This window comes from Kushneria konosiri (assembly GCF_002155145.1).
Lineage (GTDB): Bacteria > Pseudomonadota > Gammaproteobacteria > Pseudomonadales > Halomonadaceae > Kushneria > Kushneria konosiri.
This window is the reverse complement of sequence record NZ_CP021323.1, coordinates 1,665,349-1,683,385: the sequence shown is the minus strand read 5'-3', so window position 1 is coordinate 1,683,385 and position 18,037 is coordinate 1,665,349. Positions and strand designations below refer to the sequence as shown.

15 protein-coding genes are annotated in these 18,037 nt (G+C 59.9%); 6 read left to right on the top strand and 9 right to left on the bottom strand.

Going from position 1 to position 18,037, the window contains the following annotated elements:
• Positions 1-17 precede the first annotated feature (17 nt).
• Complete coding sequence (locus B9G99_RS07840; protein WP_158521460.1) at positions 18-1,424, top strand: amidase; 1,407 nt, start codon at positions 18-20, stop codon at positions 1,422-1,424.
• Between the two features lie 73 nt (positions 1,425-1,497).
• On the opposite strand, the gene B9G99_RS07835 is transcribed toward B9G99_RS07840, so the two are convergent.
• The 5 genes from B9G99_RS07835 to hemB all read right to left on the bottom strand — a co-directional run bounded on the left by B9G99_RS07835 (position 1,498) and on the right by hemB (position 6,811).
• Positions 1,498-3,699 carry an OsmC domain/YcaO domain-containing protein gene (locus B9G99_RS07835; RefSeq protein ID WP_086621551.1) on the bottom strand — a complete coding sequence of 734 codons (2,202 nt, stop codon included), beginning with the start codon at positions 3,697-3,699 and terminating at the stop codon, positions 1,498-1,500.
• A gap of 190 nt (positions 3,700-3,889) precedes the next feature.
• The gene (locus B9G99_RS07830; protein WP_158521459.1) at positions 3,890-4,636 is read right to left on the bottom strand and encodes a PRC-barrel domain-containing protein; all 747 of its coding nucleotides are present in this window, start codon (positions 4,634-4,636) and stop codon (positions 3,890-3,892) included.
• A gap of 199 nt (positions 4,637-4,835) precedes the next feature.
• A complete protein-coding gene (locus B9G99_RS17000) occupies positions 4,836-5,111 on the bottom strand; it encodes a hypothetical protein (protein ID WP_086621549.1) in 276 nt (91 codons plus the stop codon).
• Complete coding sequence (locus tag B9G99_RS07820; protein WP_086623370.1) at positions 5,068-5,724, bottom strand: DsbA family oxidoreductase; 657 nt, start codon at positions 5,722-5,724, stop codon at positions 5,068-5,070. The genes B9G99_RS17000 and B9G99_RS07820 overlap by 44 nt, the downstream gene beginning before the upstream one ends.
• A 112-nt stretch (positions 5,725-5,836) precedes the next feature.
• Positions 5,837-6,811, bottom strand: a complete 975-nt coding sequence (gene hemB, locus B9G99_RS07815; RefSeq protein ID WP_086621548.1) for a porphobilinogen synthase — start codon at positions 6,809-6,811, stop codon at positions 5,837-5,839.
• A gap of 161 nt (positions 6,812-6,972) precedes the next feature.
• Here hemB and B9G99_RS07810 point away from each other — a divergent pair, with 161 nt between their 5' ends.
• Entirely contained in the window at positions 6,973-8,280 is a 1,308-nt protein-coding gene (locus B9G99_RS07810) for a hypothetical protein (protein WP_086621547.1), read from the top strand.
• A 54-nt stretch (positions 8,281-8,334) separates the two neighbouring features.
• Here the strand turns inward: B9G99_RS07810 and B9G99_RS07805 are convergent, their stop codons facing one another.
• A complete protein-coding gene (locus B9G99_RS07805) occupies positions 8,335-9,357 on the bottom strand; it encodes a LacI family DNA-binding transcriptional regulator (protein WP_086621546.1) in 1,023 nt (340 codons plus the stop codon).
• Positions 9,358-9,505: 148 nt separating this feature from the next.
• Between B9G99_RS07805 and B9G99_RS07800 the strand changes: the two genes are divergently transcribed.
• Together B9G99_RS07800 and B9G99_RS07790 are read left to right on the top strand one after the other, a co-directional pair.
• Positions 9,506-10,210, top strand: a complete 705-nt coding sequence (locus B9G99_RS07800; RefSeq protein ID WP_086621545.1) for an alpha/beta hydrolase — start codon at positions 9,506-9,508, stop codon at positions 10,208-10,210.
• Between the two features lie 602 nt (positions 10,211-10,812).
• Positions 10,813-12,099: an exopolysaccharide biosynthesis polyprenyl glycosylphosphotransferase gene (locus B9G99_RS07790; RefSeq protein ID WP_158521458.1), complete on the top strand. Its 1,287-nt coding sequence runs from the start codon at positions 10,813-10,815 to the stop codon at positions 12,097-12,099.
• Positions 12,100-12,583: 484 nt separating this feature from the next.
• Here B9G99_RS07790 and B9G99_RS07785 read toward each other — a convergent pair whose 3' ends face one another.
• The 3 genes from B9G99_RS07785 to B9G99_RS07775 form a co-directional block, all read right to left on the bottom strand.
• Complete coding sequence (locus tag B9G99_RS07785; protein WP_086621542.1) at positions 12,584-14,092, bottom strand: tripartite tricarboxylate transporter permease; 1,509 nt, start codon at positions 14,090-14,092, stop codon at positions 12,584-12,586.
• Positions 14,093-14,095: 3 nt separating this feature from the next.
• On the bottom strand, positions 14,096-14,554 hold the full coding sequence (locus B9G99_RS07780; RefSeq protein ID WP_086621541.1) for a tripartite tricarboxylate transporter TctB family protein: 459 nt from the start codon (positions 14,552-14,554) through the stop codon (positions 14,096-14,098).
• A gap of 66 nt (positions 14,555-14,620) precedes the next feature.
• Positions 14,621-15,631 (bottom strand): Bug family tripartite tricarboxylate transporter substrate binding protein, encoded by a 1,011-nt coding sequence (locus tag B9G99_RS07775; protein ID WP_227875980.1) that lies wholly within the window; start codon positions 15,629-15,631, stop codon positions 14,621-14,623.
• A gap of 236 nt (positions 15,632-15,867) precedes the next feature.
• On the opposite strand from B9G99_RS07775, the gene B9G99_RS07770 reads away from it, so the two are divergent.
• Positions 15,868-16,560: a response regulator gene (locus tag B9G99_RS07770; RefSeq protein WP_086621540.1), complete on the top strand. Its 693-nt coding sequence runs from the start codon at positions 15,868-15,870 to the stop codon at positions 16,558-16,560.
• Positions 16,557-18,008 carry a sensor histidine kinase gene (locus B9G99_RS07765; protein WP_086621539.1) on the top strand — a complete coding sequence of 484 codons (1,452 nt, stop codon included), beginning with the start codon at positions 16,557-16,559 and terminating at the stop codon, positions 18,006-18,008. Before B9G99_RS07770 ends, B9G99_RS07765 begins: the two co-directional genes overlap by 4 nt.
• Positions 18,009-18,037 lie beyond the last annotated feature (29 nt).

Here is an 18,037-nt window from a genome sequence, read left to right as displayed (position 1 = left end):
CAGGAGAACGCGCTTCAATGTCTATTCATACGGTGTTTGCCACGGCGTCGATCGAGACCCTGCTTTCCGGGCTGGAATCCGGGCAGTGGCGGGCACTTGATCTGGTTGAGACAAGCCTTGCGCGTATCGAGGCACTCGACCGGCAGGGGCCGAGGCTGCGCGCGCTCGCCCATGTATTTGCAGAGCAGGCGCGAGCCGCGGCAATGGCAAGTGATGAGCGGCGTCGCACGGGCCAGCCTCCGGGGCTTTTGGAGGGCATCCCGGTGCTCGTCAAGGACAACATGGATGTGGCGGGCTGGCCCACCACGGCAGGCGCTCGCGCCCTGGTGGGCCTGACCGCTGACGGGGACGCCACAATGACCCGCCGCCTGCGCCAGGCAGGCGCCGTGATCGTGGGCAAGTCCGCCATGCATGAGCTGGCCGCCGGCATTACCGGAGCGTCGTCGCTGACCGGGTTTGCCCGCAACCCTCATGCGCTGAATCGCTCTCCCGGGGGGTCCAGCAGCGGGGCGGCCGTGGCGGTGGCCGCAGGCTATGTGCCATTGGCGATCGGCAGCGATACGGCCGGCTCGGTGCGTATCCCCTCTGCCTTCAATAACCTCTATGCATTACGCGCCTCACGGGGGGCGCTGCCTCTGGATGGCATTTTGCCGCTCTCGCCAACGCAGGACATGCCCGGACCGATCACTCGCTATGCCGGCGATCTGGAACGCGCATTTGCGGTGTTATCACAAAAACCCTACGCCGACACCCGTGGCAGAGCCGACGTGTCGATCGGCGTACTCGATGCCTGGTTCGCCGATCGCAACGAGACCGCCCATGACCTTTCAGCCATTGCCTACCGGGCGGTCGAACGACTGGAAGCCCTTGGCGCCCGGCAGGCATCTGTTGACTGTCCAGACCTGAGAGACGCCGTCGACCAGGCCAACGTCATCGCCTACGAATTTGCCGACGCACTGGCAGCCGATCTGGCGACACGTCCGACCAGCCCGGTCGACTCGCTCAAGTCCCTCATCGAAAAAGACCTGCACCATGAACAGATGGCGGCAGTGCTGCGCAGCCGGGCCGACCATGCTGGCATGGGCAGCCCGGAGTATCGGCAGGCCCTTGCATGCCAGAGGGCGCTACATGAGCGAATTGAAGCCGTCATGACCGAGCGGCAGCTGGACGTGCTGTGCTATCCGACAACCCGGCACCCGCCGGCTTCCCTCGGCGCCGTCCAGGACGGCATCAACACCCTGCTGGCGCCAGTTACCGGGATGCCCGCCATCAATCTGCCCATTGGACTGGACCGCCAGGGTCTGCCCGTCGGGCTGGAGCTTCTGGCCCGCTCGGGGCACGAAGCGACGCTGCTGGCGATAGCTCGGGCGTGGGATGAGGCCGGCCCGGCATGGTCGTTACCGGCAGCGCTTCGGACCGAGTGACTCAAGCAGCCCCGAAACACTGTCCAGCACAACAACGCCCACTCGAAAGTGGGCGCTGTGCACAACGTATTACCTAGCCTTTGGCCTTCGCCGCCCGCCAGGCGTGCAGCTTCTGATAGCTGGTAATCAGCCGCTGATGCCGATCAATGCCCTCGAGAGTCATATTGGTCTCGGTGAGCCCGTAAAAGCGTACGTCACCGTTGACCGAGCCCACCGCGGCAAGAATCTTCTCCTCGCCGAACATGCGCGAGAGGTTCCTGTAGTAGTCCTCGAACTCGAGTTCGTCATCCAGCGCAATCTCGAGCACCGCGGTAAGTGCCTGATAGAACAGGCCGCGGTCGCGGGTGTTGTCGTTGAACTGCAAAAACATCTGCGTGCGATCGAGGGCGTCCTCGTACTGGCCGAGTGCGAGGCTGATCAGCAGCTTCAGCTCGGCAATCGTCAGCTCCGACCAGACGGTGTTGTCGTCAAACTCGACACCGATCAGCGTGACGATCTTCATCTGCTCGTCGAGTTCGCTCTCCTCCAGCCGCTCGAGAAGACCGGCGAGCTGATCGTCCTCCAGCGCGTGCAGATTCAGGATGTCCTCGCGGTAGTTGAGCGCCATGTTGGTGTTGTCCCACACTAGGTCATCCACCGGGTACACCTCGGAGTAGCCCGGCACCAGAATGCGGCATACCGGCGCGCCCAGATCCTCGTGGTGGGTCACATACGCCTCGTGTCCATCTTCGGCCAGAATGGCGAACAGTTGCTCGGCCTCCTCGCTCGTCGCGCCGGAGAAATCCCAGTCGCAGAACTCGACGTCCGCGCGGGCGCTGAAAAAGCGCCAGGAGACCACACCGGAGGAGTCGATGAAGTGCTCGACAAAGTTGTTCGGCTCCGCCACCGCCTGCGAATTGAAAGTCGGCTGGGGCAGATCGTCCATGCCCTCGAAGCTGCGGCCCTGCAAAAGCTCGGTCAGGCTGCGCTCGATCGCGACCTGAAGGCTCGGATGCGCGCCGAAGGAGGCGAACACGCCGCCGGTGCGCGGGTTCATCAGCGTCACGCAGGCCACCGGGTAGCGACCGCCTAATGAGGCATCCTTCACCAGCACCGGAAAGCCCTGGGCTTCGAGCGCGTCGATACCTGCCTTGATGCCGGGGTAGCGCGCGATCACCTCTTCCGGCACGTCCGGCAGCGCGATCTCCTGCTCGATGATCTGGCGTTTCACTGCCCGCTCGAAGATTTCCGACAGACACTGCACCTGGGCTTCCGCCAGCGTATTGCCCGCGCTCATGCCGTTGCTGAGAAACAGGTTCTCGATCAGATTCGACGGGAACCAGACCGTCTCGCCGTCCGAGTGACGCGTGAACGGCAGCGCGACGATGCCGCGATCCGCGCGCCCTGAATTGGTGTCGATCAGATGCGAGGCGCGCAGTTCATCATCCGGGTTAAAAATCTCGAGACAGTGATCGTCCAAAAGCCCTTCCGGCAGGGCATCGTCCGGGCCCGGCTGGAACCAGCGCTCATTCGGATAGTGCACGAAATCGCTGCCGGCGATCTCGGGGCCGAAGAACTGATCGTTGTAGAAGAAGTTGCACGACAGGCGCTCGATGAACTCGCCCAGCGCCGAGCATAGCGCGGCTTCCTTGGTGGACCCCTTGCCGTTGGTGAAGCACATGGGGGACGCCGCATCGCGGATGTGCAGCGACCAGACGTTGGGCACGATGTTGCGCCACGAGGCGATCTCGATCTTCATGCCCAGACGCTCGAGAATGCCGGTCATGTTGGCAATGGTCTGCTCCAGCGGCAGATCCTTGCCCTCGATCCAGGTGCCCTGCCCTTCGCCTCCGTCCTTATCGAGCGCGCCGCCCATCAGCAGCGCCTGGGCATCCTCGTCGATGTTATCGACCACCTCGATCTGGAATTCGGGGTTGTTCTGGATCACCCGTTTGACCGAGCAGCGCTCGATCGAGCGCAGGATACCGGTACGGTCCTTCTCGGAGATGTCATCCGGCAGCTCGACCTGAATGCGGAAAATCTGGTTATAGCGGTTGTCCGGGTCGACGATGTTGTTCTGGGAGAGCCGGATGTTCTCGGTCGGAATCTCGCGGGCGTTACAGTACACGCGCACGAAATAGGCCGCGCACAGCACGGTGGAAGCCAGAAAGTAATCGAACGGACCGGGCGCGGAGCCATCGCCCTTGTAGCGAATCGGCTGATCGGTGATGACGGTAAAGTCATCAAACTTCGCCTCCTGACGGAGGTTGTCGAGATAGTTGACCTTGATTTCCATGAGGCAGAACCGGATTGGTGACGGGTGTCGCACAAGGCGAATTGCCCGCTATTATCCGGATTTGAGGACGTAGTGTCTCGGGAGGCAGCGGAATCGATATCAATGCTTCCAACGCAGAAAACCCACCGTGACGGTGGGTTTTCTGTTTCACTCGCGCCGTTACAGGCGTTACCTGTGCACCTGTCGTGTCTCAGTCGTCGAGCTGATCCTCATACTGATCATCATCAAAGGGTGTCATGTTCTTGAGATCGTTCACGTCATAGCTCAGCACGTAGGACGTATCAGCCGGTGACCAGCCATAACCATAGCCGTAGAACGGGTAGGCATAGGTGCCGGCGGTCACGTTATCGCTCTCTGACGCATCTACAATGATGGACTGGATGTTGCCATCGGTCGTAAACAGGATGTCGGTCAGGTAACCGTAACCTGTGCCATCGGCAAGGCTGACATAGTCATCAAGCAGATCAGAAGCCTTCCAGACGCCGCCCTTTGCCTCGACGTTATCACTCACCTGCTGGGTGTTGTTGAGCGCATCAGCGGTGATCGAATCCTTGGAAAACAGGCCATATTCATCGGCGTTGTCTTCGTTCACCGGGATCTTGACGCCATCCTCTGTCAGCGTGGTTTCCGACCACGGCACCAGAATATGAGTGTCGCCGATATCCCAGACCCCACCGACCTGAGCGATGATCGCCTGAATCTGATTCTGGTCATTGATCAGGATATTCTCGACACTGCCGACCTCTTCGCCCCCCTTGCTGAAGACCTCGGCGCCCATAAGGTTGTCGGCATGCAGCCCACCCTGCTCATAAAGGGTATTGTAGGACCACTCACTGAGCGGGGGAATGTCGTGCTGTGTCTGATCCGCCATTGCCGGTGCTGCAGCAGCAGTGCTCAACACGGCGGCCATGGCCGTTAGTCCTGTCTTGATCGTCATCCTTGACCCCTGGTCGTAAAACATTGACGCCACGTGCGAAATTCCTGATGTTCGGGTATTTCAAACAATGACATCCTGAGCGTAGTGATGCATGACAGCGCTGTCGAAATATGGAAGACACCCTGTGTTAAGTTTCTAAAAAGCCGGAAACTTCCGCCGCCCTGCCCATAAAAAACCGCGCCGAGGCGCGGTTCCTATTTCAAACTCTTTCAGCGAGTGGTGCTGACAACCCCTCTTTCAGCAGCTGCGGGGCGAAGCAGGTCATGATCAGATCCGCCCCGGCGCGACGCATGGAACCCAGCGTTTCGCGCACCACCGCGGATTCGTCGATCACACCCTGTTGGGCGGCGAACCTGGGTTCGATGTCAAGGGATAGCCAACAGGTGGCGCTGTTGTCTATCGCAAGGCCTCGCAGAGCCAGTGCTTCTGGATCATTGGCGGTTAGCGTTTTCTTCCGCCACCTGGCGAAGCGCATCGACCAGCACTTCGGCGGGCTGAGCGCCGGAAATCAGGTAGCGGCCATCAAGGATGAAGCCCGGCACGGCGCTCACGCCTGCATCCATAAATTTCTGTTCTGCCGCTCTAACCTCGTCCGCATACTGATCAGAGCGTGCGATGGCCTCAGCGGTGTCACCGTCAAGTCCAACCGCAATCGCCTTTTCGCGTAGCACTTCGGGGTCTGAAGGGTTTTTCGCCTCACCGAAATAGGCCTCAAACAGTGCCAGCTGCAAGGGTGTCTCTCGATTCTGGGTTGCGGCCCACGCCAGCACACGATGGGCATCAAACGTATTGTTCGCTCGACGTTCGACGGCGCCACGAAAATTCAACCCAAGTTCTTCAGCCACCGCCATGATTTCACTCTGTGACTGCTCCATGGTGGCCGCATCCTTGCCGTACTTGCGGCACAAGTGTTCCAGAATCGGCTCACCCTCGGGCGGCATATCCCGGTTGAGCTCAAAGGGTTGCCAGACGAGCTCAACGTCGATCTCGCCCTCAAGCGTTTCCAGTGCTTGCACCAGACGACGATAGCCGATCGCGCACCACGGGCAGGCGACATCGGATACAAGGTCAATTCTCACTTTTTCCATGATGGATCTCTTCGTCAGTGTCTTGGAAATGCTCGGCGCTATCAGAAACAAACGCCACCAAAAACCGCGCCGAAGCGCGGTTGTCATTTCAAACTCTTTCAGCGAGTGGCGCTTATAATCCCTCTTCCAGCAGCTGCGGGGCGAAGTAGGTCATGATCAGATCCGCGCCGGCACGCCGCATGGAGCCGAGCGTTTCGCGCACCACGGCGGATTCGTCGATCACGCCCTGTTGGGCGGCGAACTTGATCATCGCGTACTCGCCGCTAACCTGATACGCCACCAGCGGCAGCAGGCTGTTGCGGCGGATGTCGGCCATGATGTCGAGATAGGCCAGCGCCGGTTTGACCATCAAAAAATCCGCGCCTTCGGCTTCATCGGCCAGCGATTCGCGCAGCGCCTCGCGGCGGTTCATCGGGTCCATCTGGTAGGTCTTGCGATCGCCTTTCAGCTCGGTGCCGGCGGCTTCGCGGAAAGGGCCGTACAGCGCGGAGGCGAGCTTGGTGGAGTACGCCATGATGGGAATGTCTTCAAAACCCGCTTCGTTCAGCGCTTCGCGAATCGCGGCGACCTGGCCATCCTGCGCAGACGACGGCGCGATGATGTCGGCGCCGGCCTTCGCGGCCTGCACGGCCTGAATGCCCAGGTTTTTGATGGTCAGATCGTTGTCGACGGTGTTGCCCTTCAAAATGCCGCAGTGACCGTGGCTGGTGTACTCGCAAAAGCAGATGTCCGGGATGACCACCAGCTCCGGAGCGGCTTCCTTGATGATGCGTACCATGCGCGCCACCATGCCGTTCTCTTTAAGGGCGTCGCTGCCGGTCTCGTCCTTGTGATGGGAAATGCCGAACGGCATGATGCTTCTCAGCCCCAGCGCGCTCAGGCGGCGGGCTTCCTCTCCCAGTCTGCTTTCCGGAATCCGGGACTGCCCCGGCATGCCTTCAATGGGGGTGTACTCGTCGGTGTCTTCCTCGACAAAGATCGGGTAGACCAGGTGCTCTGCCTTGAGCGAGGTTTCCCGCACGATATCGCGAAGGGCATTGCTCGAGCGCAGGCGGCGAAGACGGGCCTGTGGAAACTGGGCCGACATGGACACTCCTTGAGATGAGGTTTTGATCACCCGAGTATAGCGCTGCCACCGGCAGGGGTCAGGGCGGATGGACGATACGCCGCATGGATTTCCCGCCACATCGGTCAAGAGGCTATGCTCAGGGGCACATCATGATGCCTGACAGGGAACCGTACATTTCAATGAACACCAGGCAACACGACACCGATCAACAGGATCGCAAGGACGATCCCATCGATCAGGAGCGCCGTCGCAGCCACACCCATGACCCCAGCGACGCCCGGGACAGCCGTCCGATCTGGACGCTGGGCCTTTTACCAGCGCCGGAACTGCCCGAGCGGATCATCGAGAAGATCGAGGCCTCGCTGATCGAGCGGCTGGAAAACCAGATTTCCAATGAGGTGCAGTGGCGCATTGAGGTTCGAGTGGACCCGCTGGTCGGCGCCGACGACAAGGGCGAGGATATTCTCGATCAGGCCGAGTCGTTGAAGGCTTCCTGCCACTGGCGCTATGCGGTCTGCATTACCGATCTGCCGCTGTTTCGAGGCAAGCAGCTGGTGGTGGCCGAGGCCAGTCAGACGCGTGGGGTGGCGCTGCTCTCACAACCGGCGCTGGGCGCGTCACCAATGACCCGGCGGGTCGAGGAAGCGCTGGTGCAACTGGTCAGCGAGCTGCACTTCGGCAGCTCCGAGGAAGGCCGCGAAAACGCCCAGCAGTGCCATCACCGTGACAGCACCCACCGACGCCGCAACGCCCGGGAGCTGGTGGGCAGGCGGCTCTCGGAGTGGATTGCGCCCATCGCCCGACTCAACGTTGATGATGAGCATCGCATTGATGTTCGTTTTATCTCAAAGCTCAGAACCACCGGCCACATCAAGCTGCTGGGAGGCATGGTGCGCGCCAACCGCCCCTGGACCATCTTCCCGGCCTTTCGTCGTATCGGCGCGGCGGCCTTTGCCACCGGGGCCTACAGCATGATCTTCACTTCCATGTGGCGGCTGGCCGACAGCTATGAACCATGGCGATTCGTGGCGTTGATGCTGGCCTCACTGGTGGCCATGACGGGCTGGATCATCGTGGATCACGGCCTCTGGGAGCCCCGGCGGCACAAAAACGCCTTCCCCAATGCCGGGCTCTATAACCTGACCACCGTGGTGACACTGGGCATTGGCGTGTTGTTCTATTACGTCACGCTTTTTGTGCTCTTTTCTGCCAGCGCGTGGCTCTTTGTGCCTTCAGAAGTCATGAGCCAGTCCCTGCAGCACGACGTCAGCTGGATACAGTTTCTGGCACTGGCATGGCTTGCCGCCTCGATGGGGACCATCGGCGGGGCACTTGGCTCGGGGCTTGAAAGCGATGCCACCGTGCGCGGCGCGACCTATGGCTATCGCCAGCAGACGCGTCAGAAATGCGTCGACGCCTGGGCTAGGGATCGCGATGACAACGAAGACTCCAGGGATGGTCAGGACAAGGGCTCGGATGACCGGTAAGAAAAAAAGCGCCAAGCGCTCGGCCGGTACAGGGCACTCTCTCCGGGCAACCTCTTACGTCAAAAGCTCCCCTCGCACGGTGAGCGTGCGAGAAGCGGCCTGGGGGTCACGCATCTGGGCCAGCAGCTGCTCGAGCGCCTGAGCACCGGCGTGGTAGCCATCATGCACCACGCACGGCACGGTGATGTCGAAGATATCCAGATAGGGCAGCCGGTCGATGCCGATGACGCGAGTCTGATCCCAAGCGATTCCGGCCTGCTGCAGCGCCTTGAGCGCCCCCAGGGTAATGAGCTGGTTGAGGCCGAAGATCGCGCGCGGCACGCCATGACACTTCAGGTAGTCCCCCACCGCCTCGGCGGCCGGCGCCAGAGTGTAGTCACCCCACAGCACATCAATGGCGACCCCGTCGGCCTGACCGGCCAGCGCGTCTCGAATCCCCTCAAGACGCTCGCACGTGATACGCGAATGTTCAGGCCCGGCCACCACCAGCAGGCGGTCGTCGCCGGTGCGTCGATCACATGCAAAGGCATGGGTCAGCAGATAGCGTGCCACGCGCTCGCCGGCCCAGAGGTTATCCAGCACCACCGCGCTGAAGCCGCTGTCGTGCAGGGTGCGATCCAGCTGCACCACGGCAATACCGCTGGCGCGTAGCCGTGGCAGATAGTCGGGACGGTAGTCGGGTTCATCAGAGACCGGGGAGAGAATGATGCCGGCCGCCTGATAGCTCAAGAGCGTGTCGATGGCCATCGACTCGAGATGGGCATCGCCGTCGGTATCAAAGAGCATGATGGCGTAATCATGCTGCTTGGCGTGACGCGAAATGGCCTTGATCATCTCGGCGTAGAAGGGATTATCAAGGCTTGCCGTCACCACACCGATCAGGCGGCTGTCGCTGCGCTTGAGGCCACGGGCAAAGGCGTTGGGCACATACCCGAGTTCAAGGGCGGCCTGCTCGATCCGTTCGCGCGTGGCTTGTCTTACCATTTCGGGCCGGTTGAGCGCGCGCGAAACCGTGATGTTGGTCATGCCGACATGGCGGGCGATGTCGGCAATGGTGACGTTCCTGCTGGCGGCCATGGTCGCTCGTGGTCTCGCTGAAATGAGGGTGTGCCGATAATGAGCGCAGCCGACGTGACAGCCCCCGGCCAATATCGCACGCTGATGAGAAGGCAGTGCCTCTGACAGGGCATTGCCCGCCCCTTTTAAACGACTGCCGGAGCCCATCATGGCACAGCTGACCTGCCGCTTCGCCTCGCGAATTCTTGAGGTGACGCTGTCTCTCAACGCCATCGTGCCTGAACACGCAAGTCACCCGTCGCCGGTGCTCTATCTGCTGCATGGACTTTCCGACGATGATAGCGCCTGGCAGCGCTTTAGCGCCATCGAGCGCTATGCAGAACATTACGGCATTGCCGTGATCATGCCGCAGGTCGGACGAAGCTATTACACCGATATGGCGTATGGGCCGAACTGGTACCGGTTTTTAAGCGAGGAGCTGCCGGTGATCAGCGAGCGTCTGTTTCCCATCTCGACACGACGAGAGGAAACATTCGTGGCGGGGCTTTCCATGGGCGGGTACGGGGCGTTCAAGTGGGCACTGCGTGACCCGGAACGCTTTGCAGCGGCAGCCAGCCTGTCAGGATCACTGGACATTGTGGCAGTAGGCGAGCGCGACACGCCGCCGCCGGAGTACCCGCTGATCTTTGACCGGTCACCTTCGGGCACCGAGGACGATCTTTTTGCACTGTTGAAACGCTACCGCACGCCCCAACCCTGTCAGCCGGCGCTGTTTCAGTGGTGTGGCCGAGAGGATGCGCTCTACCCGGCCAACCTGCGCTTTCAGGAGGCCGCACGGGAAACCGCGCTGGAGCTGAGCTGGCATGACGGCCCGGGAGATCATCAATGGCGCTATTGGGATCGCCAGATTTAGCGTGTGCTCAAATGGCTGCCGATTCAAACCGCAGCGTGCTAGCAACAAGTGGAGGGTACTAAAAGACAGCTCAATGTTAATTACAAAAAATTTCAAAAAATACTTGGCACTTAAATAGCTCTCTAAAGCGACGACATATTCTTTTAATAACTCCGATTTATGGTCTGGGGCAAAATTAATTTTTACTCAATGGGACGATATCCTTGATGTCTTGGAATATAATCTCGCCGGGTTGATGATGGCTAAAGCCGGTATCAAAAACTGCATGACCATAGGCCTTAATGGAGATCAATCGCTGAAAAACATAGTCCTTCCAGCCCTGGATAATTAATCTCGCCTCATTGATGGGCTGAACCAAAAATAATACCATCCGCGCAATCTTTTAATTACACACCTGAAAAGCCCCGCTTTTTACCAGGTGATTACTATTATTTACCTCTGATGCACAGAGTTGCATAGACAAGAAACTGAAATAAAAGGATCGTGTCAGGCATTACTGCTGCCGGCACCCACGACTGAATTTTTGTCACGGATTATCCTGCATCGGAATGCATCAAAAACGTTATACTATTGATATAAAGGGATTTTCCAGGAATATCGCCATGCAAATGACTACGAGTTCATTGCGCAACAATCATCGGCACTCCCGTTGGTATGAGCGTATTCTATTGAGCTTTCATACCCACTATTTTCTCGGCCTTGTACTGGTTGCAGGTTTGCCTGCCCTCTGGCAATGGGGCTGGTCAACCTGGAAACTGGAAGAGAACGAAGTCAACATCACGCTTCTCGCCAGTGCGGCTGCCTATATGGTCGCGTTTCGAGCGGTAAAAGAGCTCTCTCACTATCCGGGCACAAGTGCGTTTTCCTATGTTATTCCTTCGGCAACCGTGGTCTACCTGGGGGTAACAGCACTACTTGTCGGTCTTGAGATTCCCTTCGCCCCCTGGCAACTCTTGTTTTCCTATCTGACAGCTCTTGCATTTGGCTGCACGGGCTATCGTCTTGCCCACCGCTATCGCCGACGCAAGATGGCCATCGTACCGGTGGGCAATGTGTCACGATGGTTTGATCGACGAGACATCGACCAGCGATGGTTGAAAAGTCCAGATCTTGAAAACACTCGAGTCGATGGCGTCATTGTGGACCTATCCAGCGATCTGAGTACTGACTGGCAGCGTTTTCTGGCCGACTGCACCATCAAGCGTATCCCGGTGCATGATGCTCGTCGCTTCAGTGAGGCGCGGCTCGGACGCATTGGGCTCGATCAGATTCATGCCAATCGTTATAGCTCGCTGATGCCTAAAACCAGCTATGAGCTTTTCAAGCGAGTCGCTGACATTTTTGCCGCATTGATGCTGATGCCGGTTGCACTGCCTCTTATGGGTATAGCGGCGATCATGATCAAGCGCGACGACCCGGGCCCCGTTCTGTTTCGCCAGCGCCGCTCGGGCTTTCAGGGCGAGGAATTTGATGTCTACAAGATGCGCAGCATGTATGTGAATCCGGATGACGTTCGCCCTACCCAGGAAGGCGATGATCCTCGCATCACGAAGGTCGGCAAATATCTTCGCAAGTATCGTATCGATGAGCTGCCGCAGCTGTTCAACGTCCTCAAGGGAGACATGAGCCTGATCGGCCCTCGTCCGGAAACACCCTCCCTGACCGAAGCCTACGAGCGCGACATTCCGTTCTTTCGCTATCGTCATGTGGTCAGGCCCGGCATTTCGGGATGGGCCCAGGTCGAACAGGGTTATGCCTCGGAAGTCGAGGGCTCGCGCCTCAAGCTCGAATATGACTTTTACTACATCCGCAATTTCTCGTTCTGGATGGACCTGCTGGTCGTGATTCGTACCATTCGCACCATCTTTACCGGCTCCGGCGCACGCTGAGCTTTCATCTCTGCAAACCTGCAGGACATGACAAGGGGCCCACCTTCGGTGGGCCCTTTCCTTTGCAGGCATATGGGCATCACCCGAAGGCTCCCCTCGACACCCTGCTTACCCCAGCAAATCAGCCATTGTCGTCTCCCCGGTGCCACTCCGTTCCCTTGATGGTCATGTGACAGAAGTGGCCACTCCATGGCCCCGGGGGTGACCGCTATTTGTCGACAGCACCAGGCGTTGTGGGTCAGCGATCCTGGGTCATGACACCCGCCAGTTCACGAGGTGAGATCACAGGCACCCTTCAGCAGAGCGTCATGTCGGTCATGAGATGCTTTTCTTGATCATGCGTCCTTTCACAAGGCCAGCGACGCCATGATGACCTGATGACTCGAGGTGGGCGACACCCCATCACGACCCGGCCATCCCCTTCTCTACGGCATAAAAAAGGCCCGCCATTGGCGGGCCCTTGAACGGAGGTGACGTTACTGTCTTACGGATTGGCCGGCCGTGCGACCTGACGCTGGCGCCAGCCGCGATACATCGGCAGCACAATCATCAGCACCACCAGTGCCCAGCCACCCCAGGTAATCGGGCTCGACCACAGAATCGAGAGATCACCGTTGGAGATCGACAGTGCGCGGCGCAGGTTCTGCTCCATAATGCCGCCCAGGATAAAGCCCAGCAGCACCGCTGACAGCGGAAAGTCGAACTTGCGCAGGATATAGCCCACTACCCCGATCACAATCATCAAAAACAGGTCAAAGGTGGTGGCGTGTACGCCGTAGACCCCGATCGCCGTAACGATCGCGATACCAGGCACCAGCGCCCAGTAAGGGACGGCCAGAATCTTGGTGAACACACGAATCAGCGGGATATTCATCACCACCAGCATGACGTTGGCGATAAACAGCGACGCGATCAGACCCCAGACCAGCTGCGGGTCGGTCTGGAACAGCAGCGGACCAGGCGTGATGTTGTAAAGCGTCAGCGCCCCCAGCATGACTGCAGTAGTACCAGAACCCGGAACCCCCAGGGTCAGCATCGGCACCATGGAACCACAGGCGGCTGCACTGTTGGCGGTTTCCGGTGCGGCCAGACCGCGCAGATCGCCATCACCGAAGCGGTTATCCTTCGATGCCATGCGCTTTTCACTCATGTACGCCACGGCACTGGCCATGGTGGCACCGGCGCCCGGCAGAATCCCCATGAAAAAGCCCACCACGCCGCTGCGCAGCACGGTCCATTTAACGAACATGGCCTCTTTTACATTAAACAGCATGCGACCGCTGGTCTTGAGCGCGCTCTGGCCGTAATAGGTACGCTCGAGCAGTACCAGAATCTCACTGATACTGAAAAGCCCCAGCACCAGCACCACGAACTGGATGCCATCCGCCAGTCCCAGACTGCCGAAGGTAAAGCGATAAACGCCGCTGTTGGAGTCAATGCCCACACACGCCAGCAGCAGACCGATCAGTGAGGCGACCGCCGTTTTCATTGGCTTGTTGCCGGCCATGCCGGCCAGACAGGTGATGGCAAAGACCATCATGACAAAATATTCGGCCGGTCCGAATGCGACCGCCCATTTCGCCAGCAGTGGCGCGAAGATGGTTACGCCGATGGTGGCAATCAGGCCACCCATGAAGGAGCCGGCCGCCGAAATGGACAGCGCAATGCCACCCTTGCCCTGACGGGCCAGCGGATGGCCGTCCATGGCGGTCATGACGGCAGAGGCTTCGCCGGGGATGTTCAAAAGAATCGACGAAATACGTCCGCCATACTCACAGCCCAGATACACTGCTGCCAGCAGGATCAAGGATGTTTCCGGCGGCAGGCCGAGCGCAAAGGCGATCGGAATCAGAAGCGCCACACCGTTGATCGGCCCGAGTCCGGGCAAAAGCCCGACCACGGTACCAATCAGCGTGCCGCACAGGGCCGTCAACAGATTCAGCGGCGTTGTCGCCACGCCGAATCCCTGACCCAGATATCCCAGTGTTTCCATGGTTCAGACTCCCAGTCCTGATAGCACGCCCAGCGGTAGCGGTACGTCCAGTAGCCGGTCAAAGAGCACATAAAAGGCCACTGACATGACGGCTCCGGTAATCACGCTGGTCACCCAGCGCCCGTTATAGAGTCGGCACATGGCAATGGCGAACAAAAAGGCCGCGACCACAAAGCCGAGCTTTTCAAAGAAGAAGGCAAACAGCGACAGTGCCAGCACACAAAGCACCAGACGTCCCAGCACATGTCCTGTCAGAGGTGTTTCGGCGTTCTCTTCAGCCATCTGACCGGGGCGAATGAGCAGATAGACCGTACTCACCGCCAGCAGGGCCAGTAGCAGCAGCGGGAAAGCGCGCGGTCCTACAGGCTCATAGGAAAAGGGAGCTTCATAGGTGGTTGCGGCATAGGCCAGCACCGCATAGACAATCAGCAGCGCCGTCAAAAAAAGACGTTGATAAATCATGACAGGCTCCGGACAGACGACCAGCGGCGCAGGCACCCTGACAGGGCACCTGCGCCGATTTCGGATTTACTTGACCAGACCGAACTGATCAGCCAGCTCACGGTAATCCCCTACGCGCTTTTTCACGTAGGCATCAAGCTCATCACCGGTCATTGAGAAGGGATACAGTTCGCGCTTTTCACGCAGCTCGGCGAAGTCCTCGGAGGCCAGCAGCTTGTCGAAGGCATCCTTCCACCAGTTGTAGGCTTCATCACTGACCTTCGGCCCGACGTAGAAGCCACGGATGACCGGCCACTGCACGTCATAGCCCTGCTCAACCGCGGTAGGGATGTCTTCGGTCACATCACCCGGCAGGCGCTCTTCGGAGAACACGGCCAGAATGCGCATGTCACCGCTTTGTACGTGAGGTACGGAGTCAGAGATATCGGTACTGGCGACCTGAATGTGTCCGCCCAGCAGCGATGTGGCCAGCTCACCGCCCCCTTCCATCGCGACGTAGCGCATCTTCTTGGGATCGATACCGGCGGCTTTCGCCAGCAGTGCCGTCTGCATCCAGTCCTGACCGCCGACCGAACCACCGGCACCGATCACGACCTTGCTGGGATCCTTGCGCAGCGCCTGAACCAGATCATCAAGATTTTTGTAGGGAGAGTCGGCGCGTACCGCGACCGCACCATAGCTGGTGCCTACACCGGCCAGCCAGCGCACGGCGCTTTCATCAAAGCGACCGAACTTGCCCTGAGCCAGGTTCAAAAGCGAACCGCTGGACCAGGCAACAATCGCATCGGAATCATCGGGACGCTGAGCGACCACCGTGTTGTAGGCAACCGCCCCAACACCGCCCGGCATGTAGGTCACACGCATGGGTGTGGAGAGAATGCCCTCCTCCACCAGTGCGGTCTGAGCCAGCTTGCAGGTCAGGTCAAAGCCACCGCCCGGGGCGGCCGGAGCGATACATTCAGGCCGCTTGGGGCCGTCAAAGGCCTGTGCCTGAAACCCGGTACCCAGACCCAGGGCGCCGATCAGGGCCAGTGCTGCCATGCGCCCCTTGCCAAAGCTGCGTCGTGTCATTGTCATGTTGCCTGTTCCTCACGTCTGCCCGGCGAACTGCCCGGAGCTTTTGTTATACGGCGATCGAAACCCTGAAGATGAATGCCATGTCGGCCTGTCCCTGCATTGGTCACCGGACCAAGGCCATGCATACTGTCCTCGTGGACAATCTTCATGCGCTGATGCGGGATCGGATCTGTCCGGGCTTCGCCTGTTGGCACGATAGTGCGGCAGGCTTTCAACAACCTTTCACGGGAGCGGCAATGCGTACGCTATTGGTCGAAGACCATCCCTCGCTGGCGGAGAGCATCCAGCGCTCGCTGGAGTCCGCCGGCTGGCGAGTCGACGTCATGCATGATGGCGCCTCGGCACGCACGGCCCTTGAAACCGAAAGCTACGCCCTGCTGCTTCTGGATATCGGCCTGCCGGAGATGGACGGCTTTACGCTTTTGAGCTGGCTTCGAAAGCGTGATACGCGACTACCGGTCATGCTGCTGACCGCTCGTGGCAGCATCAACGACCGCGTCAAGGGGCTCAATCTGGGTGCGGACGACTATCTGATCAAACCCTTCTCGCTTTCCGAGCTGCAGGCCCGCATCAACGCCCTGATCCGCCGTACCCGCCATGACGGCCAGCAGATCCATCGCTGTGGCGCACTGGCCTTCGATCTCGACGCGCGCAGCTTCACCCTGCTCGATCAACCACTGATGCTGCCGCCCAGGGAACTGGCGCTGCTGGAAGCCCTGATGGCCCGCGTCGGGCGCACGGTCAGCAAGGAGCATCTGGCCGCCCAGGTATTTTCAATGGCAGAGGATGGCTCCTTCGATGCCATCGAAGTCTATGTCTCGCGCCTGCGGCGCAAGCTGGAAGGCAGTGACGTGCGCATTGTCACCTTTCGTGGCCTGGGCTATCAGCTGGAAGCCCAGCCGGCCGACGCTACGAACCCGCCCACATGAAAGCCAGCCTGTCTCGCCGCAGTCTGCGGGGTCGCCTGACCCGACGCATTGGCGCCGCGCTCTTGCTGTTGATCGGCATCGGGGTGGCCGGGGCCTGGCTGGATGCCTGGCGGGTGGCGCGCAGCGCCTATGATCGGCCCCTGCTGATTGCCGCCCGAGTGCTGGGGGAGTCTCTTACCTACCAGGATGGCCGACTGCAGGCGAAGATATCGCGCGCCGTACTCGACCCCTTTTCACTCGACAGTGGCGGCAGCGCCTTTTATCAGATCATTGCCTCACAGCAGGGCTCGATCGCCGGATTTGATGATCTGCCCGCCCCGCCGCCCTCAAGCACCATGACCCAGCGCTACCCCTCTCTGGCACGCTTTTACGACGCCACCTATGGCGGGCGCGATGTTCGTGTGGTCTCGCTGCTGGTACCGGTCAGCCAGCCCGGCTATCACGACATGGTCGAGGTACGCGTCGCCGAACACCGCGACATTCATCTCCAGCTGATGCACGAACTGCTGAGCGATTCACTGCTGCGCCTGACCCTGTTTGCTGCCGGTGCCTTCATTCTCTTCATGCTGGCCATTGATGCCGCCCTGCGGCCGCTAAGACGCATCACCGACATGGTTGCCAGCCGCTCGCCGGACAATCTTGAACCGCTGCCGACCGAAAACGTTCAAAGCGAGGTCCGCGGGCTGATTGGCGCCATCAATCATCTGACGGCCCGACTGGACGACACCCTGCGCGCCCAGCGCACTTTCGTGGCCGATGCTGCCCATGAGCTTCGCACGCCCCTGTTTGCCCTGCGAGCCCGCCTGGAGCTTGGCATGCAGGCGCAGGACACCAGGGCACTGCGTGACACGCTGGAAAGCGCCCAGCGGGATCTGGAGGCACTGACCCTGCTGGCCAATCGTCTGCTGTCACTGGCACGGGTGGAAAATGATATCCGCCGTCGGGAATTTGGCCGGCTGGATCTTTCGGAAACGGCGCGAGAGTTCTGCATGAGCATGGTGTCGCTGGCATGGCAGCGGGGTCTGACAATGGCGCTTGAAGCCGAACATCCGGTCTGGGTGCCTGCCGATAGCGCCCTGGTCAACGAGCTGCTGGCCATTCTGATCGGCAATGCCCAGGCCTACACCCCCGCAGGCGGCCATATCACCGTGCGGGTGCTCAGTGATGCCATCATCGAGGTCGAAGACGATGGCCCCGGCATTCCCGTCGACGAGCGCGGACGGGTTTTCGAGCGCTTTTACCGGGTTCGGCGGGAAGGTATTCAGGAAGAGGATGCCGGACGCGCCATCAGCGGCACCGGACTGGGTCTGGCCATTGCCCGCCAGATCTGTACCGCGATGAGCGCCGATATCTCGCTGCATGAAGCCGCCGGTGGCGGGACCCTGGCGCGGGTCGCGTTTACGGCTGGCGCCCTGCGCGCTGATTCAGAGCACCTGTCAAAGCACTGAATGAACGCGTAACGGTTTCGGCCCGGATA

Excerpts from the sequence above, each read along its gene's own strand:
- B9G99_RS07840 (WP_158521460.1), top strand. The coding sequence starts at position 18 with ATGTCTATTCATACGGTGTTTGCCACGGCGTCGATCGAGACCCTGCTT.
- B9G99_RS07835 (WP_086621551.1), bottom strand. The coding sequence starts at position 3,699 with ATGGAAATCAAGGTCAACTATCTCGACAACCTCCGTCAGGAGGCGAAG.
- B9G99_RS07830 (WP_158521459.1), bottom strand. The coding sequence starts at position 4,636 with ATGACGATCAAGACAGGACTAACGGCCATGGCCGCCGTGTTGAGCACT.
- B9G99_RS17000 (WP_086621549.1), bottom strand. The coding sequence starts at position 5,111 with ATGCGCTTCGCCAGGTGGCGGAAGAAAACGCTAACCGCCAATGATCCA.
- B9G99_RS07820 (WP_086623370.1), bottom strand. The coding sequence starts at position 5,724 with ATGGAAAAAGTGAGAATTGACCTTGTATCCGATGTCGCCTGCCCGTGG.
- hemB (WP_086621548.1), bottom strand. The coding sequence starts at position 6,811 with ATGTCGGCCCAGTTTCCACAGGCCCGTCTTCGCCGCCTGCGCTCGAGC.
- B9G99_RS07810 (WP_086621547.1), top strand. The coding sequence starts at position 6,973 with ATGAACACCAGGCAACACGACACCGATCAACAGGATCGCAAGGACGAT.
- B9G99_RS07805 (WP_086621546.1), bottom strand. The coding sequence starts at position 9,357 with ATGGCCGCCAGCAGGAACGTCACCATTGCCGACATCGCCCGCCATGTC.
- B9G99_RS07800 (WP_086621545.1), top strand. The coding sequence starts at position 9,506 with ATGGCACAGCTGACCTGCCGCTTCGCCTCGCGAATTCTTGAGGTGACG.
- B9G99_RS07790 (WP_158521458.1), top strand. The coding sequence starts at position 10,813 with ATGCAAATGACTACGAGTTCATTGCGCAACAATCATCGGCACTCCCGT.
- B9G99_RS07785 (WP_086621542.1), bottom strand. The coding sequence starts at position 14,092 with ATGGAAACACTGGGATATCTGGGTCAGGGATTCGGCGTGGCGACAACG.
- B9G99_RS07780 (WP_086621541.1), bottom strand. The coding sequence starts at position 14,554 with ATGATTTATCAACGTCTTTTTTTGACGGCGCTGCTGATTGTCTATGCG.
- B9G99_RS07775 (WP_227875980.1), bottom strand. The coding sequence starts at position 15,631 with ATGACAATGACACGACGCAGCTTTGGCAAGGGGCGCATGGCAGCACTG.
- B9G99_RS07770 (WP_086621540.1), top strand. The coding sequence starts at position 15,868 with ATGCGTACGCTATTGGTCGAAGACCATCCCTCGCTGGCGGAGAGCATC.
- B9G99_RS07765 (WP_086621539.1), top strand. The coding sequence starts at position 16,557 with ATGAAAGCCAGCCTGTCTCGCCGCAGTCTGCGGGGTCGCCTGACCCGA.